General features: G+C 43.8%; 13 protein-coding genes, 3 tRNA genes and 2 pseudogenes. 9 read left to right on the top strand and 9 right to left on the bottom strand.

Annotated features, from left to right (window positions below; genetic code table 11):
• On the top strand, positions 1-495 hold the full coding sequence (locus AC1HDP_RS04145) for a hypothetical protein (RefSeq protein WP_479637772.1): 495 nt from the start codon (positions 1-3) through the stop codon (positions 493-495).
• A gap of 191 nt (positions 496-686) precedes the next feature.
• A pseudogene (locus AC1HDP_RS04140) lies at positions 687-1,588 on the top strand (IS3 family transposase); the annotation flags it as partial.
• 13 nt (positions 1,589-1,601) lie between these two features.
• Here the strand turns inward: AC1HDP_RS04140 and AC1HDP_RS04135 are convergent.
• The 5 genes and pseudogenes from AC1HDP_RS04135 to AC1HDP_RS04115 form a co-directional block, all read right to left on the bottom strand.
• A pseudogene (locus tag AC1HDP_RS04135) lies at positions 1,602-1,973 on the bottom strand (transposase); the annotation flags it as partial.
• 553 nt (positions 1,974-2,526) lie between these two features.
• Positions 2,527-2,603 (bottom strand) — tRNA-Val (locus tag AC1HDP_RS04130).
• A gap of 38 nt (positions 2,604-2,641) precedes the next feature.
• Positions 2,642-2,718, bottom strand: a tRNA-Val gene (locus AC1HDP_RS04125).
• Between the two features lie 36 nt (positions 2,719-2,754).
• A tRNA-Val gene (locus tag AC1HDP_RS04120) sits at positions 2,755-2,831 on the bottom strand.
• A gap of 202 nt (positions 2,832-3,033) precedes the next feature.
• Entirely contained in the window at positions 3,034-4,401 is a 1,368-nt protein-coding gene (locus AC1HDP_RS04115; RefSeq protein ID WP_479637771.1) for an MATE family efflux transporter, read from the bottom strand.
• Between the two features lie 28 nt (positions 4,402-4,429).
• Between AC1HDP_RS04115 and AC1HDP_RS04110 the strand changes: the two genes are divergently transcribed.
• A complete protein-coding gene (locus AC1HDP_RS04110; RefSeq protein ID WP_479637770.1) occupies positions 4,430-5,041 on the top strand; it encodes a riboflavin synthase subunit alpha in 612 nt (203 codons plus the stop codon).
• A 146-nt stretch (positions 5,042-5,187) separates the two neighbouring features.
• Here the strand turns inward: AC1HDP_RS04110 and AC1HDP_RS04105 are convergent, their stop codons facing one another.
• Entirely contained in the window at positions 5,188-5,388 is a 201-nt protein-coding gene (locus AC1HDP_RS04105) for a CPXCG motif-containing cysteine-rich protein (RefSeq protein ID WP_140932602.1), read from the bottom strand.
• Between the two features lie 26 nt (positions 5,389-5,414).
• The gene (locus AC1HDP_RS04100; protein ID WP_479637769.1) at positions 5,415-6,158 is read right to left on the bottom strand and encodes an SDR family oxidoreductase; all 744 of its coding nucleotides are present in this window, start codon (positions 6,156-6,158) and stop codon (positions 5,415-5,417) included.
• Positions 6,159-6,576: 418 nt separating this feature from the next.
• Here AC1HDP_RS04100 and thrS point away from each other — a divergent pair, with 418 nt between their 5' ends.
• The 4 genes from thrS (at position 6,577) to rplT (ending at position 9,709) form a co-directional block, all read left to right on the top strand.
• Positions 6,577-8,505, top strand: a complete 1,929-nt coding sequence (gene thrS, locus AC1HDP_RS04095; RefSeq protein ID WP_479637768.1) for a threonine--tRNA ligase — start codon at positions 6,577-6,579, stop codon at positions 8,503-8,505.
• Positions 8,506-8,508: 3 nt separating this feature from the next.
• Positions 8,509-9,048 (top strand): translation initiation factor IF-3, encoded by a 540-nt coding sequence (infC, locus tag AC1HDP_RS04090; protein ID WP_140932599.1) that lies wholly within the window; start codon positions 8,509-8,511, stop codon positions 9,046-9,048.
• 89 nt (positions 9,049-9,137) lie between these two features.
• Positions 9,138-9,332 carry a 50S ribosomal protein L35 gene (rpmI, locus tag AC1HDP_RS04085; RefSeq protein WP_140932598.1) on the top strand — a complete coding sequence of 65 codons (195 nt, stop codon included), beginning with the start codon at positions 9,138-9,140 and terminating at the stop codon, positions 9,330-9,332.
• A 17-nt stretch (positions 9,333-9,349) separates the two neighbouring features.
• On the top strand, positions 9,350-9,709 hold the full coding sequence (gene rplT / locus AC1HDP_RS04080; RefSeq protein WP_140932597.1) for a 50S ribosomal protein L20: 360 nt from the start codon (positions 9,350-9,352) through the stop codon (positions 9,707-9,709).
• Positions 9,710-10,058: 349 nt separating this feature from the next.
• Here rplT and trxB read toward each other — a convergent pair whose 3' ends face one another.
• Positions 10,059-11,009, bottom strand: a complete 951-nt coding sequence (trxB, locus tag AC1HDP_RS04075) for a thioredoxin-disulfide reductase (protein ID WP_140932596.1) — start codon at positions 11,007-11,009, stop codon at positions 10,059-10,061.
• Positions 11,010-11,159: 150 nt separating this feature from the next.
• Positions 11,160-12,275 carry an alanine dehydrogenase gene (ald, locus tag AC1HDP_RS04070; RefSeq protein ID WP_479637767.1) on the bottom strand — a complete coding sequence of 372 codons (1,116 nt, stop codon included), beginning with the start codon at positions 12,273-12,275 and terminating at the stop codon, positions 11,160-11,162.
• A 173-nt stretch (positions 12,276-12,448) separates the two neighbouring features.
• On the opposite strand from ald, the gene lrp reads away from it, so the two are divergent.
• Positions 12,449-12,952, top strand: a complete 504-nt coding sequence (lrp, locus tag AC1HDP_RS04065) for a leucine-responsive transcriptional regulator Lrp (protein WP_479637766.1) — start codon at positions 12,449-12,451, stop codon at positions 12,950-12,952.
• A 161-nt stretch (positions 12,953-13,113) separates the two neighbouring features.
• Complete coding sequence (locus tag AC1HDP_RS04060; protein ID WP_479637765.1) at positions 13,114-15,753, top strand: DNA translocase FtsK; 2,640 nt, start codon at positions 13,114-13,116, stop codon at positions 15,751-15,753.
• Positions 15,754-15,764: the final 11 nt, after the last annotated feature.

The following is a 15,764-nucleotide window of genomic DNA, read 5'->3' as shown; positions in this document are numbered from 1 at the left end:
ATGAATAATGGCATTGAGCGACATCGCCAAGGGCGGATTCGCCAGAAAACATGGTTACACAACCAAAACCTGGCTGATGAATTTGCTGATGGCCGTCTAACTGACTCAAGCCTGGGTGAGCGTTTAAAGCAGAACTTAGAGCGTGCCTGGTCACTGGCAAAATTGGCGAACCGCAAAGGTATTTTATTAAAAGAGCCATTCACCGGGCTTACGGACAAATCAGGTTCAGTCAAAGTGTTGGGACCCAGTCAGTTTTATTACGAATCACTTATTCCTGATTTTGATGGAATGCCAAAACGTGCTGAAGGAAGTGTTGTCGCCAACGAGAGCTGGTTTGATAAAGCTGTGCGTAATGTAAAAACATTTTTTGCAAACTGGGGGGATGACCATATTTCAGATGATGGCCAAACTTCAGCAAAAAACAATTCGAGCGTAATTACCCAATTGATCGTTGATGGAAGGCGTCTAGTCTTTACTACAGATGCGGGGATTTAGGCATTAGAGCATGCCGCTAACCAAATTGAGTCTTGTTACTCTGGCGCCGAATTGAAGTTTATTCAAATTCCCCACCATGGAAGTAAACGTAATATCGGGCCAACAGTATTAAACCGTTTGATTGTGTTCTGGTCCGATCCCATCGGACACTTAATTTTGAGACAGTATGGTCAATAAATTAAGAGGTCTATATGAGTCTAAAAAAATCACATAAGAGTTACCCGCAGGCATATAAAGATGAAGCCGTCTTGATGGTGCTAGAACAAGGTTATAGCGTTGCCGATGCGGCAAAGTCTCTTGGAGTTAGCACGAGCCTGCTTTACAACTGGAAGGAAAAACACGAAGCCCTGTAACAAGGCATCACCTTAGAAGAGTCTGAGCGTGATGAGCTAAAGCGATTACGTAAAGAAAACAAAGAATTACGCATGGAGAAAGAAATTCTAAAAATACCCAAGGGGCACGCCGAGGCAAGCGCCTTCTTTGCGAGAGAAATGAAGTAAGATTTCGTTTCATCAAACAGCAATCTAACCTGTTTCCCATAACACTGTTATGCCGAGTAATGAGTGTCAGTAAGTCAGGCTATTACGATTGGCATAAACGCCCTGCAAACGTGATAAGTCTTGAAACACTGAAGCTTTATCGCCTTGTTCGAAAGCTATTTAAGCAAAGTCGAGGCAGCTTAGGTAATCGTGAAATGGTGAAGAAATTGCGCAAGGAAGGCTACCAGGTTGGTCGCTATCTCGTTCGTAAAATTATGCACCGCCTTCGACTCAAAGCAACCCAGCGACGGGCTTATAAGGTGACGACACAGCGCAAACACTCTGATGCCGTGGCTAATAACCTGCTAAACATGAACTTTAACCCAGTATCTGTTAATCAGGTTTGGGCAGGTGACGTGACCTATTTAAAGACAGGTGAAGGCTGGATGTATTTGGCGGTGGTGATGGATTTATATTCACGCCGGATTGTGGGGTGGCACATAGACAAACGCATGACCACGGATTTGATATCTAAGGCATTAATGAAAGCCTACAGCCTGCGTCAACCGGCCAGAGGGCTGGTATTTCACAGTGACCGAGGCTCACAGTATACTCGTTGCAGCGATTGTCAGCCTTGGCCTGCTGTTTAATGGTTTTGGTTTGTACTTCTGAGGTTTGAAAACCGGACAAACACTCCAACTTCCACTGTTGTACTTGTTCGCGGAACAAGCCATTTTCACGGCAATACTGGCTTATCTCCGCTTCCGACAGCGGCGCTGTTTCAATAATCACGGCAAGTTTTGCTTCAGCTGACCAATCATCGGCTGTTAATGTTTTACCTGGCACGGGGCTACCTTCTTTTCTGGCAATATCCCGCCAATGATACAAGGTTTGCACCGCAATGCCTTCTTCCCGAGCAACCTCTGCGACCGTTAAATTGTGAGGCGGTAATAATTTTTTAAGGATCGCCTCTTTACGTTCTGGTGAATACCGAGCCATTTTGTTCTCTTTTGCCGCACCCTGTCTTTAAAAATAATGATTATTTAGGGGTGACAACAATCCTGACAAAGGGGGGGGGGGGACTCCTGCGACCAAGTATTATTGGATACGTTAATTGATGGTGAAACGATTTGGGCTAAAAAGAAATTAGCTCAAATCTAATCAAACTAGCGTTATTCCGAATAATATGGCGGAATTCATCCTGTCAGTATAACTTTTGATTGTGTCAGGCAAGTCTGAAGTTGATATCGATTTCGTTGTGCCAACTATGGTGGGGGTCAACAAAAAAATCGTCAAAAGCATCTTGTGCCAACTGGTTTGGCACGAAATAGGCGCAAATTTTGAAAAACGGCGAATTTGGAGGGAACAGCGGTAAATGTGGATTAAGCAATAGAGGCAACATCAGGCAGAGCCGAAGGGAGGGGCGTGTTTGAATGTTTCTAGAAAAACCTAGTTTAAGCACCAAAATTTTATGTTAGGCACAAATATAAATAGAGTGTCTTAACGGAAGATATTATTAAATTGAGGTATTATAGGAAGTTAAAGCAAGAATTGGTACACCCGAGTGGACTCGAACCACCGACCCCTACCATGTCAAGGTAGTGCTCTAACCAACTGAGCTACGGGTGTACTGTTTGAATTTCAAAATTTAGACTCTTTGAAGAGAGTGGTACACCCGAGTGGACTCGAACCACCGACCCCTACCATGTCAAGGTAGTGCTCTAACCAACTGAGCTACGGGTGTATCGTTTGAATTTACTATTTAGACTTTATTTTAGAGTGGTACACCCGAGTGGACTCGAACCACCGACCCCTACCATGTCAAGGTAGTGCTCTAACCAACTGAGCTACGGGTGTATCGTCTTCAAATTTAGTCATCAATATGAAGTGAGAAAACTCACTATCATATTGATTTAATCACAAGTTCTTTTTCACAGATGCCTTGGGACGAGCGCTATATTAGGTTGCTAGGTTAGCGCATGCAAGTAAAAAATTACAAGTTTGGGCTAAATGTTCACTGGCTGCACAAACTGGTGGTTTTGCAGCCAGTTACAACGGTTTATGCCGCTTGAATAGCTGCTTGGATGTGACCACGCTTTTGAATGATTTTCAAACGGATGGCAAACATAATCGCGGCTGAGGTTAAGCCAGCAATTAAGCCAATCCAGAAACCATGGGCGCCCATTGGTGGTACCAGGTAATCGGTATAAGCCAAGGTGTAACCTAGCCCCATGCCTATCGCCCAGTAAGATATCAAGGTGATATAAAATGCACTGCGCGTATCTTTATAGCCACGCAGTGCGCCAGCGGCGACCACTTGCACAGAATCAGATAACTGATATAACGCGGCTAATAGCATTAAGCTACCGGCTAAGGTCACTACTTCTGGGTTGGTATTGTAAAGCTCTGCAATATCGTAGCGGAAGATAACAGTGGCGATAGCGGTACATAAGGCTAAGCCAAATGAAATGCCTAAGCCGAGCTTAGTAACTTTAGCGGCGATTTCTAGCTGATCGCGCCCAAGGTAATATCCCACTCGAATAGATACTGCAATACCAATCGATAGCGGCAGCATGAACACGATAGATGAGAAGTTTAAGGCAATTTGGTGGCCTGCCACCACAATGGAGCCAAGAGGCGCCAGTAATAAAGCAATAATGGCAAACAGACTCACTTCAAAAAACATCGACATAGCTACCGGCATACCTAACTTGGTCATACTCATCATGCTGGCTAAGTTCGGCTTGTAGAAGGTTTTGAACATGGCAATGTCTTTAAAGCGTTTATGCACCTGCATATAAATAGCCATGCTGATGAACATAGCCCAAAACACTAATGCCGTGGCGATACCGCAACCCGCGCCGCCCATAGCCGGCATACCGAAATGGCCATAAATTAAGATGTAGTTAGCCGGAATGTTAACGGCCAAGCCAATAAATCCTATGACCATGGTCGGCAGTGTGTATGAAATGCCTTCGGCGGTACCGCGTAGTACTTGATAAAGCACAAAGGCCGGCGCGCCCCATAAAATACCATTGATGTAACCTATGGTCAGTTCATACAATTCTGGTTCTAAGTTCATAAAACTTAAAATAAAACGGGCTGAGCCTAAAAATAACATCACACCTATGCTGCCAATAATGGCAATATAAGCCGCTTGATGTGCTAACGGGCGAATGGCTTGGGTGTTATTTGCGCCATGATGGTGCGCAAAAATAGGCGTAAACACCATTAACAAGCCTTGAACAAACAAAATAGCGGGTAACCATAAGCTGGTACCCACAGCTACGGCAGCCATATCCACGGCGCTGACACGGCCGGCCATCAGGGTGTCAATAAAGCCCATCATGGTTTGAGTCACTTGAGCAATAAGCACTGGCAATGCCAATTGTATTAAGCGTTTAGCCTGATAGCCGGAATGATTCATTAAATTGCCTTTAATCGGTAGGTTAAAAATGTTTACAGGTATTGTACAAGCCACATGTGAGGTGGTGACGATAGAGAAAAAGCCCGGACTTCATACGTTAGAAGTGTCTATGACACCAGAACTCATCGAGGGATTAACTACGGGTGCTAGTGTGGCGCATAATGGCGTGTGTTTAACGGTCACTAGGATAAGTGATCTTAGGGTTTTTTGTAATGTCATGGAAGAGACCTTGCATGTGACCAATCTCGCATATTTACAATTTGGTGACGCAATCAATATTGAACGTTCGCTGTGCTTTGGTAGTGAAATTGGCGGCCATATTTTATCAGGCCATGTTCACACTCAAGCTGAAGTCATTCATGTTAACGTGACTGACGAGCATTATAACCTTCAAATACAAGTGCCTAAGCAATGGATGAAGTATATTTTCTATAAGGGCTTCATTGGCGTAAATGGCTGCAGCTTAACTGTCGGTGCTGTGACTGAAGATACCTTTATGCTGCATCTTATTCCTGAAACCTTAAAAATAACCAATCTTGGTTTATTAAGGATAGGGGATGCAGTTAACCTTGAAATTGACAGCCAAACTCAAGTGATAGTCGACACAGTTGAGCGCTACTTAAGCGCAAAGCAAAAGTAACAGCGCCAACCTTGATGCGATTAACCATCTCGAGTGTTAATCACATCACAGCCTTGTGTCAGTGGTTATGCCAGCCACAGTGATAAATGTATTGTCAGCTTCAATAATCTGATGAACAGTGACAGTTAATGATGACGCTTTGACGGCTAATACAGTTGCTCGTCATCTGAATCCACATGCAGTTCTACGGTGCGACGAGCTTCATCGATATGCAGGCGTAAGTGAATGGGGTTGCAGCATACGCGGCAATCATCGTAGTAATCTTGATCGCCGGCACTCGCATCAAGTTCAATGTGCAAGTGGTGGCCACAAAATGGGCAGGAAATGATTTGTTTTTTTAGTTTCATCTTGCACCTCAATAACAACTACTGCATTAGGCGCCGCGATAACCAGTAGCACTACGTCCACCATCCACCGCGATTATTTGACCTGTAATATATGGGCTATTTAGCAAAAATGTTAAGGCTTGATTAATGTCATCCAGTGCGCCAATGCGACCCATAGGGATCTCTGCTAACACTTGTTGCTGAGTCTCAGTGAGGCTGTGCTCTGGCCACAAAATTGCCCCAGGCGCTATGCCATTGACTCTAATCTCTGGGGCAAACTCTTGCGCCATAGAAAGCGTTGCCATGTGTAAACCCGCTTTCGTCATAGAGTATAGCCCATGACCTTTTAATGGCCGCTCACCATGAATATCGATAAGATTAACGATACAGCCCTGATGCTGCGCCAATGCACTATGCAGAGCCGACGCGAGCATACAAGGCGTGAGCATGTTGACTTGCAACAATTGCTGCGCTTTTTCGGCATCAAAGGTGTCCCATGCCGTTGGATAAAATTGACTAGCATTATTAATCAGCACGCTAAAGGCGAGCTTATCTTGCTGTAATTCAGCAATCGTTAGGTTGATTGAGTTAATGTCAGATAAATCGGTGCAATAGAGCTTAACGCTATCGGCGCGCTGCTGATTTAATTCTTGGGCAAGGGCGGTGGCGGCAGTAGCGGAAGAAAAGTAATGCAAAGCAATGTTATAGCCTAAATGATGAAGATGGCGAGCCATACTGGCACCAATTCGTTGGCTAGAACCACTAATAAAAGCCCAATATCTGCTATCCATAATCTTTTCCTTGTTTCGTTTACACCAAAATCTAGCTGCAGTAGACAGTAACTGCAGATTAAGCTCAAGCCTCTTTTGGCATCTTGATGGCGACTATCTCGCTCAGTAACTGGTTAAGCTGCTTGATTTATGACGACCAAGGTTAATAAAAGAGCCGAGGATTTTGCTATATACCGAGCGTAAATTGCTTGGTTTACTCTCATTAGCCATAGAGGAAGTGTGCGTGTAGCCATAAGACTAAGGTTTTGGCTTGCGCCCATGGGGGCAGTTGGCGTAAAATTTTCGGCTTATTTCGTTATGCTAAAGGCTCAAGTACTGTCTTTAATTACGAAGTATTTTATTTGAAGTGCTTTGCTTCACCTTTTTATACTCACCAAGTGGCCCTGCGTACGGGTCACCACTGGACAAGGATTTTTTCATGCCTGTAATTACCCTTCCTGATGGCAGCAAACGTGAGTTTGCCCACGCAGTATCAACCATGGATGTCGCTGCCGACATCGGTCCTGGTCTTGCTAAAGCCTGTATCGCTGGCCGTGTTAATGGTCAATTGAAAGATGCTTGCGATTTAATTGAAACCGATGCCGAACTTGCCATCATTACCGCTAAAGATGACGAAGGTCTTGAGATCTTACGTCACTCATGTGCGCATTTATTAGGTCATGCTATTAAGCAGATGTGGCCTGAAACGACCATGGCAATCGGTCCGACCATCGATAATGGCTTCTATTATGATATCGATTTAGATCATAAACTGACTCAGGAAGACATTGACGCCCTTGAAAAGCGTATGCTTGATTTGGCCAAGACCAATTACGATGTGGTTAAGCGTGTAGTTAGCTGGCAAGAAGCTAGAGACGCTTTTGATGATCGCCAAGAACCATACAAAATGGCCATTTTGGACGAGAACATTGGTCGTGACCAAACACCAGCGTTATATCATCATGAAGAATATGTCGACATGTGTCGCGGTCCTCATGTGCCTAACATGCGTTTTTGCCAAAACTTCAAACTGATGAGTGTTGCTGGTGCTTACTGGCGCGGTAATTCTGATAATAAAATGCTGCAACGTATTTACGGCACGGCATGGTCAGATAAAAAAGCATTAAAAGGCTATTTAACCCGTCTGGAAGAAGCCGCTAAGCGCGATCACCGTAAAATTGGTAAGCAGCTTGATTTGTATCATATGCAAGAAGAAGCGCCAGGAATGGTGTTTTGGCATAATGACGGCTGGCGCTTATTCCTAGGCTTAGAAAGCTTTGTTCGTCAAAAATTAGGCCAATACGACTACCAAGAAGTCAAAGGTCCATTAATGATGGATCGCGTCCTGTGGGAGCGTTCTGGTCACTGGGATAAATATTCTGAAGCTATGTTCACTACTAGTAGTGAAAATCGCGAATACGCGATTAAGCCGATGAACTGTCCAGGTCACGTGCAAATCTTCAATCAAGGCTTAAAGTCTTATCGCGATTTACCACTGCGTATGGCTGAGTTCGGTTGCTGTCATCGTAATGAGCCATCAGGTTCTCTGCATGGTTTAATGCGTGTACGTGGCTTTACCCAGGATGATGCACATATCTTCTGTACTGAAGAACAAGTACAGCAAGAAGTGAGTGCCTGTATTCAGATGGTATACGACACTTATGCTACCTTTGGTTTTGAAAACATCGTAGTTAAGTTGTCAACGCGTCCAGAAAAACGCATTGGTGATGACCAAATGTGGGACCGTGCTGAAGAAGCATTAAAGCAAGCATTAGCCAACAACAACATTAAATTCGAGATTTTGCCTGGCGAAGGTGCCTTTTATGGCCCAAAAATCGAATTTACTTTGCATGATTGTTTGGATCGCGCGTGGCAATGTGGTACTGTACAGCTCGATTATGCGTTACCTGGTCGTCTGGGTGCTACTTATGTGGCCGAAGATAACAGTCGTCAAACTCCTGTAATGATCCATCGCGCCATTTTAGGCTCGCTGGAAAGATTTATTGGTATTCTTATTGAAGAGTACGCAGGTAAATTCCCATTATGGTTGGCGCCTGTTCAGGCAGTGATTATGAATATCACTGACAAACAAGCCGATTATGTAGAAGAAATCTGTAAATTCCTCAAAGATCAGGGCATTCGTGCTACTACGGACTTGAGGAATGAGAAAATAGGCTTTAAAATACGCGAACACACTTTAAGACGTGTGCCTTATCTATTGGTCGTTGGTGATCAAGAAATAGAAAATAAGGAAGTAGCGGTGCGAACCCGAGATGGGGTTGACTTAGGCAAAATAAAATTGAACGATTTTGCAGAACAAGTTAAGCAACAAATTTCGCTCCGTAGTCTCAATCTGTTGGAGGATTAGGTCATAAAGATCAAAAAAACAGGGCGTCAGCCGGCCCCAAACCGCATCAATGAAGAAATCACTGGTGTAGCCGAAGTTCGTTTAACCGGAATTGACGGCGAGCAGCTTGGTATTCTTACAATTAGAGAAGCTCTGGGTCTGGCCGATGAGTCAGGTGTTGATCTGGTTGAAATCAGCCCGAATGCTGAACCGCCAGTATGTCGCATTATGGACTACGGTAAGTTTCTGTTTGATAAAGCAAAATCTGCTAAAGAACAGAAGAAAAAGCAAAAACAGGTTCAGGTTAAGGAAATTAAATTCCGTCCTGGAACTGATGAAAACGACTATCAGGTAAAACTACGCAACCTGATTCGTTTTCTTGAAGATGGTGACAAAGCGAAAGTTACGCTGCGTTTCCGCGGTCGCGAGATGGCACACCAAAGCTTAGGTATGGATCTTTTGAACCGTATCAAAGCAGATTTGGACGAAGTTGCTGTGGTTGAATCTTTCCCGAAAATGGAAGGTCGACAAGCCGTTATGGTTTTAGCACCGAAAAAGAAATAAGTAGGGCTTCCCAAAAGTAAAAGGGAGTCGAGAAATCAACTCTCTTTTCGCCTTACTATTCATTAACATCCCAATGCGGAGTTTTAGAAATGCCTAAAATGAAGTCAGACAAGGGTGTTGCAAAACGCTTTAAGAAAACCGCCAATGGTTTCAAGCGCAAGCAAGCACACTTACGTCACATTTTGACCAAGAAGAGCACCAAGCGTAAGCGTCACTTACGTGCTAAGTGTTTAGTTTCAAAAGCCGACATGCCGATGATCGCTCGTCAGCTGCCTTACGCTTAATTCAGGAGATAGAATAAATGCCAAGAGTTAAGCGTGGTGTAACCGCTCGTGCTCGTCACAAGAAAGTTTTAAAGCAAGCTAAAGGTTATTATGGCGCTCGTAGCCGTACTTTCCGTGTTGCAGTTCAAGCTGTAACTAAAGCTGGCCAATATGCTTACCGTGACCGTCGCCAGAAAAAACGTCAATTCCGTCAACTGTGGATTGCACGTATCAATGCGGCTTCTCGTCAAAATGGTCTGTCTTACAGCCGTTTCATCAACGGTCTGAAGAAGGCGTCTATCGAAATCGATCGTAAGATTTTGGCAGACATCGCTGTATTCGATAAAGTTGTATTTGCAACTTTAGTTGAAAAAGCAAAAGAAGCTCTGACTAAGTAATTAGTCTTGATTCTCCTTAAAAAGGGACCTTAGGTCCCTTTTTTCGTTTTAGATTTATACCCACCACTCTAATCACAGTCTCTCAAATATCATCGCTAGCCTCAACGCTAAGTCAGCATTAATTCAAACGTCAGCATCTATAATTCTTCGAAACGAAAGTTGAGTAACTAGCACTACATGTCATTCAAAATCAGTCGGTAATAAACTGCGCGAAAACTAAAAACCTTAAACAAGTACTGATATAGCTTGGCCGTATTTGATGGGAGGAGTTGCGGGGAATGTATCTAGGAATTTGAGATGAAAAAAAACGAGTGCAAGCACTCGTTAATAGATGACTTAGTTGCCGTTGTTATTTGGCATCAAGATAGCGTTCAGCATCTAAAGCTGCCATACAACCAGTGCCGGCAGAAGTGATGGCTTGACGATAGATATGATCCATTACATCACCAGCGGCAAATACACCAGGAATGCTGGTTTGCGTGGCATTACCTTCTAAGCCGCTTTGAACTTTAAGATAACCATTGTTCATTTCAAGTTGGCCATTGAAAATACTGGTATTGGGGCTGTGGCCGATGGCGATAAATACGCCAGCAACGGTTAGCTCATTAATGCTGCCATCTTTGGTGCTTTTAAGTTTGGCACCAGTAACGCCCATGTTGTCGCCAACCACTTCTTCTAATGTCTGATCTAAATGCAGAATAATGTTGCCATTAGCTACTTTTTCCATCAGACGGTTAATTAGAATTTTTTCCGAGCGGAAGCTATCACGGCGATGCACTAGATGTACTTCGCTGGCGATATTGCTTAAATACAGTGCTTCTTCAACGGCAGTATTACCACCACCAACAACCGCCACTTTCTGATTACGATAGAAGAAACCATCACAAGTAGCGCACGCTGATACACCGCGCCCTTTAAATGCTTCTTCAGAATCTAGACCTAAATAACGAGCCGAAGCACCGGTTGCAATGATTAGTGCGTCACAGGTATATTCGCCGCTGTCGCCTTTTAATCGGAAAGGGCGTTCAGTCAGTTGAACTTCATTGATATGGTCAAAAATAATTTCAGTATCAAATTTCTCAGCATGCTTTTGCATGCGCTCCATTAATGCTGGACCGGTTAAGTCATCCGCATCACCAGGCCAATTCTCAACTTCAGTCGTAGTGGTTAATTGACCACCTTGCTGCATACCTGTGATCATGACAGGTTTAAGATTGGCGCGAGCAGCGTAAACTGCAGCGGTATAACCTGCAGGACCTGATCCTAATATTAATAAATTGACGTGTCTGGCTTGGCTCATTGTATTCTCCGTGCCTATTGAATGGCTGAGATTGTAGGGAATTTTAGTGGCAGGGTAAAGCAACTGAACTTGATAAATACCGATTGAGCTAATAGTTACAGCAAGTGCATAAAAAAAGCCGGCAAGCCGGCTTAGATTTAAGCGTTTCAATTAGTTGAGTAGGGCCTTTGGCTCAACAAAAGGTAAATTATGGGCGTGCGCTACTTCATCACAAGTAATTTGACCATGCATCACATTCAAGCCCTTCAATAAATGTTCATCGGCTAATAATGCTTTACGATACCCGAGTTCAGCAAGTTTAGTAATAAAAGGTAAAGTCACATTGTTTAGTGCGAAGGTCGATGTGCGCGCAACAGCGCCAGGCATGTTAGCCACGCAGTAATGCACTACATTATCAACGATATAAGTGGGATCTTGGTGAGTCGTTGCGTGCGACGTTTCAGCGCAGCCGCCTTGGTCAATCGCCACATCAACAATAGCGCTACCAGGTTTCATGCGTGAAACTAGGTCGCGACTAATGAGCTTTGGCGCCGCGGCGCCAGGAATAAGTACGCCACCAATCACAAGATCAGCGTCTAACACATGGCGTTCAATAGCATCAGCCGTTGAATATACAGCTTTGATTCGACTACCAAATTGTGAGTTCAAGCGTCGTAATGCATCAAGGCTTCTATCTAAAATAACAACATCTGCGCCAAGACCAATGGCCATCTGCGCCGCATTAGCCCCGACCATGCCGCCACCGATAATGACGACTTTACCAGGTTCAACCCCAGGCACACCGCCAAGTAACATGCCGCTGCCGCCGCGAGACTTTTCTAATGCCATGGCGCCCGCTTGGATTGACATACGACCAGCTACTTCAGACATTGGCGCTAATAAAGGCAAGCCACCTTTATTATCAGTCACTGTTTCATAGGCAATACATACGGCGCCAGAGTGTTGTAACTCTTTAGTTTGCTGTAAATCGGGTGCCAAATGCAGGTAAGTAAAAAGGATTTGATCATGGCGCAGCATAGCGCGCTCAGCTGCTTGTGGTTCTTTCACTTTCACTATCATGTCAGCTTGAGCAAAGATATCCGTAGCTTTAGTGCTTATTTGTGCACCAACATCAAGATAGTCTTTATCAGTAAAGCCAATTCCTGAACCTGCCATAGATTCAACGATGACTTTATGCCCACGGTTAATCAACTCACGCACGCTTGCTGGAACCATACCGACACGGTATTCATGATTCTTAATTTCTTTAGGTACGCCAATTATCATTGTAAGCCTCTATGTAAAACACCTGTTTTTTATATAAATTTGTTATTTTGTGTTGCCCTGACGTGATTATTTCAGGCAGTTCTAGTATATTACTCATTGTGCAGATTATGCTGCTGAACTTTATTTACTCACGAAATAAAATGTTGTTTTAGTGATAAAGCAAGGTTAAGAATATGCCAAATAATAAGAGAAACCCTGTAAAGGAACTTGATCGCATTGATCGCAACATCCTTAATGAGTTACAAATTGACGGTCGGATTTCTAATGTTGAACTGTCCAAACGCGTTGGTTTAAGTCCAACACCGTGTTTGGAACGAGTAAAAAGGCTCGAAAAGCAAGGGTATATCAATGGCTACACCGCATTGGTTAATCCTCATTACTTAGGCGCATCTTTACTAGTGTTTGTAGAAATTACTTTAACTAGAGATACGCCTGAAGTGTTTGATAAATTTAATCGTGCAGTGCAATTGCTGGATGATATTCAAGAATGCCACTTGGTTTCTGGTGACTTTGACTATTTATTGAAAACTCGAGTCTCTGATATGTCTGCTTATCGCCGCTTGTTAGGCGAGACATTACTTAAACTTCCTGCGGTATCTGATACTCGTACCTATGTCGTTATGGAAGAAGTTAAACAAACAAATCGCGTTGCTATAAACTCATTATTGGAAGTGTAACCACTTGCAAGCATAGACAAATTAGGCCCTTAGGGGCCTTTTTTTATTTTCCGCTGGTTAAATGCGCTTTAATGCCTCCAAACGCGTGTTTTCGCTGTATCTTGAGTTTCATTCTGGTATCTTTACACTATCTATATTTAGCGAGTTTATGGAAAAATCCTTTGTCTCAGGGAACACAATCATACACTTTATCCGGCTTGCAGCGATTACTTGAAGGCGCCTTACTTTGTTGTTGCATCTTCGCTGCATTTATCCTGTTATCTTTAACCAGTTTTGATCCTGCGGATCCTGGTTGGAGTCAGACTCATTTTCAAGGTGAGATTAATAATCTCACCGGCGCAGTTGGTGCTTGGATTGCCGATGTGCTGTTTTATTTTTTTGGCTATACCGCCTACTTGGTCCCTATTATGGTGGCTTTAACTGGCTGGCTGCTATTTAAGCGAGCTTATCGTTTATTAGAAATTGACTACTTTTCTGTCGGTTTACGTTTAGTAGGTTTTCTATTAGTGATCATGGGTATTGCGGCGTTAGCAGGCATGAACGCTAGTGATATCTATGCATTTTCTGCAGGCGGCGTTTGTGGTGATGTCATCGTTGGTGCCATGTTGCCATACTTCAATCCACTGGGTACCACCTTACTTTTATTGTCTTTCGTCGGCGCAGGTTTTACGTTACTGACTGGCATTAGCTTAATGACAATCGTTGAGTGGGTCGGGCAGGGGAGTATCTGGTGCTTTGAACAGCTGCGCCAGCTACCAAGCTACTTAGCCTCAGAAAAGTTAGCGTCTAATCGCGATTCTGAAGATACCAAAGGATTTATGTCGCTAGTGGCAAAGTTCAAGTCGCAAGTGTCTCCTCAACGTGATGATAGCAACGATAAGCCAGACTTTGATTATGATCAAATGGTCAAAAATCAGGTGACTTACGACCGCAAACATCAAAATGTAGACCGTGAGCCACTCGTTGATGATGACCATTTACGCTTTGATGATCCTACTCAACATGATGCAGAACCTGACTTTGATGCCGACACACACTCTTATAGCCATGCTAACAATAAAGATGACACTTTTGACGTTGGATTTAGCGCATTAGACAGTGATACGCCTTGGGATGACGAGCCTGATGCACCTAAGCCAAACAGTGCGAATGATTATGCAGACGATAACTTGAGTGCCAATGCAGAAGATATTGTTGATGCACTTGATGATGTCTACCAAAGCCCAATAAAACCCGCTAAACAAGCCAAAATTGTTGATGGCATAGTGGTTATCGATGGCCAGTCAGTGGTGCCACCTCGTCCTTCGACGCCATTGCCTTGTATTTCATTATTAGATGTTCCTAATCGCTCCAAAAATCCGATTTCTGAAGAAGAGCTCGAACAAATTGCCCGATTAGTTGAATTGAAACTCGCTGATTTTAATATTTCAGCGCAAGTAGTTGGAGTATTTCCGGGACCTGTGGTCACGCGATTTGAACTTGAATTAGCGCCTGGTATTAAAGCATCTAAAATCACCAACTTAGCTAACGATTTAGCGCGTTCATTATTAGCAGAGCGGGTTCGTGTTGTTGAAGTTATTCCAGGTAAAGCTTATGTAGGTTTGGAATTGCCTAACAAATTCCGCGAAACCGTGTTTATGCGTGATGTGTTAGATAGTGACACGTTTAGACAAAGTCAGTCGCCACTATCTATGGTTTTAGGACAGGATATTTCTGGTGAACCTGTCATTGCCGACTTAGGCAAGATGCCGCACTTATTAGTCGCAGGTACCACGGGTTCAGGTAAATCGGTTGGTGTTAACGTCATGATCACCAGTCTTTTGTATAAATCAACGCCAGAAGATGTTCGCTTTATCATGATTGACCCTAAAATGTTGGAACTTTCAGTGTATGAGGGTATTCCGCATTTATTGTGTGAAGTCGTGACAGATATGAAAGATGCGGCCAATGCACTGCGTTGGTGCGTAGGTGAAATGGAGCGTCGTTATAAATTAATGTCGGCCATGGGCGTAAGAAACCTCAAGGGTTACAACGCTAAAATTGCTCATGCTAAAGAGCACGGCCAAGAAATTCCAGATCCACTATGGAAGTCATCAGAATCTATGCTCGATGAAGCGCCGGCATTAGAAAAATTGCCTGCACTAGTCGTGGTCGTCGATGAATTTGCCGACATGATGATGATAGTCGGTAAAAAGGTTGAAGAACTTATTACGCGAATTGCTCAAAAAGCACGCGCCGCCGGCATACATTTGATATTAGCAACTCAAAGACCTTCGGTTGATGTGATCACTGGTTTGATTAAAGCTAACATTCCTACGCGTATTGCTTTTCAGGTGTCATCAAGAATTGACTCGCGCACAATTTTGGACCAACAAGGCGCTGAAAACCTGCTGGGTATGGGTGATATGTTATACCTACCGCCGGGTACCAGCGTACCCACTCGTGTCCATGGCGCCTTTATTGACGATCACGAAGTTCATAAAGTAGTTGCCGATTGGAAAGCTCGCGGAACGCCGCAATATATAGATGAAATTCTGCAAGGCTCAAGCGATGGCGAGCAAGTACTATTGCCAGGTGAAACCTCGCAAGCCGAAGAAGATATAGATCCTTTATATGATGAAGCCGTTGCTTTTGTGACCGAAACTCGCCGCGGATCGATTTCGAGTGTTCAACGCAAATTTAAGATTGGTTATAACCGCGCCGCTCGTATTATTGAGCAAATGGAAGCTCAAGGAGTTGTGAGTAGCCAAGGCCATAATGGCAACCGTGAAGTATTGGCGCCACCGCCACCAAGACATTAATGAGGTTGTTT

Source organism: Shewanella sp. ISS20 (genome assembly GCF_056522965.1).
The sequence above is the reverse complement of the archived record's forward strand: the minus strand, read 5'-3'. Positions and strand labels throughout refer to the sequence as shown.

Excerpts from the sequence above, each read along its gene's own strand:
- rplT (WP_140932597.1), top strand. The coding sequence starts at position 9,350 with ATGCCAAGAGTTAAGCGTGGTGTAACCGCTCGTGCTCGTCACAAGAAA.
- thrS (WP_479637768.1), top strand. The coding sequence starts at position 6,577 with ATGCCTGTAATTACCCTTCCTGATGGCAGCAAACGTGAGTTTGCCCAC.
- AC1HDP_RS04105 (WP_140932602.1), bottom strand. The coding sequence starts at position 5,388 with ATGAAACTAAAAAAACAAATCATTTCCTGCCCATTTTGTGGCCACCAC.
- lrp (WP_479637766.1), top strand. The coding sequence starts at position 12,449 with ATGCCAAATAATAAGAGAAACCCTGTAAAGGAACTTGATCGCATTGAT.
- AC1HDP_RS04145 (WP_479637772.1), top strand. The coding sequence starts at position 1 with ATGAATAATGGCATTGAGCGACATCGCCAAGGGCGGATTCGCCAGAAA.
- trxB (WP_140932596.1), bottom strand. The coding sequence starts at position 11,009 with ATGAGCCAAGCCAGACACGTCAATTTATTAATATTAGGATCAGGTCCT.
- AC1HDP_RS04110 (WP_479637770.1), top strand. The coding sequence starts at position 4,430 with ATGTTTACAGGTATTGTACAAGCCACATGTGAGGTGGTGACGATAGAG.
- AC1HDP_RS04115 (WP_479637771.1), bottom strand. The coding sequence starts at position 4,401 with ATGAATCATTCCGGCTATCAGGCTAAACGCTTAATACAATTGGCATTG.
- ald (WP_479637767.1), bottom strand. The coding sequence starts at position 12,275 with ATGATAATTGGCGTACCTAAAGAAATTAAGAATCATGAATACCGTGTC.
- AC1HDP_RS04100 (WP_479637769.1), bottom strand. The coding sequence starts at position 6,158 with ATGGATAGCAGATATTGGGCTTTTATTAGTGGTTCTAGCCAACGAATT.
- rpmI (WP_140932598.1), top strand. The coding sequence starts at position 9,138 with ATGCCTAAAATGAAGTCAGACAAGGGTGTTGCAAAACGCTTTAAGAAA.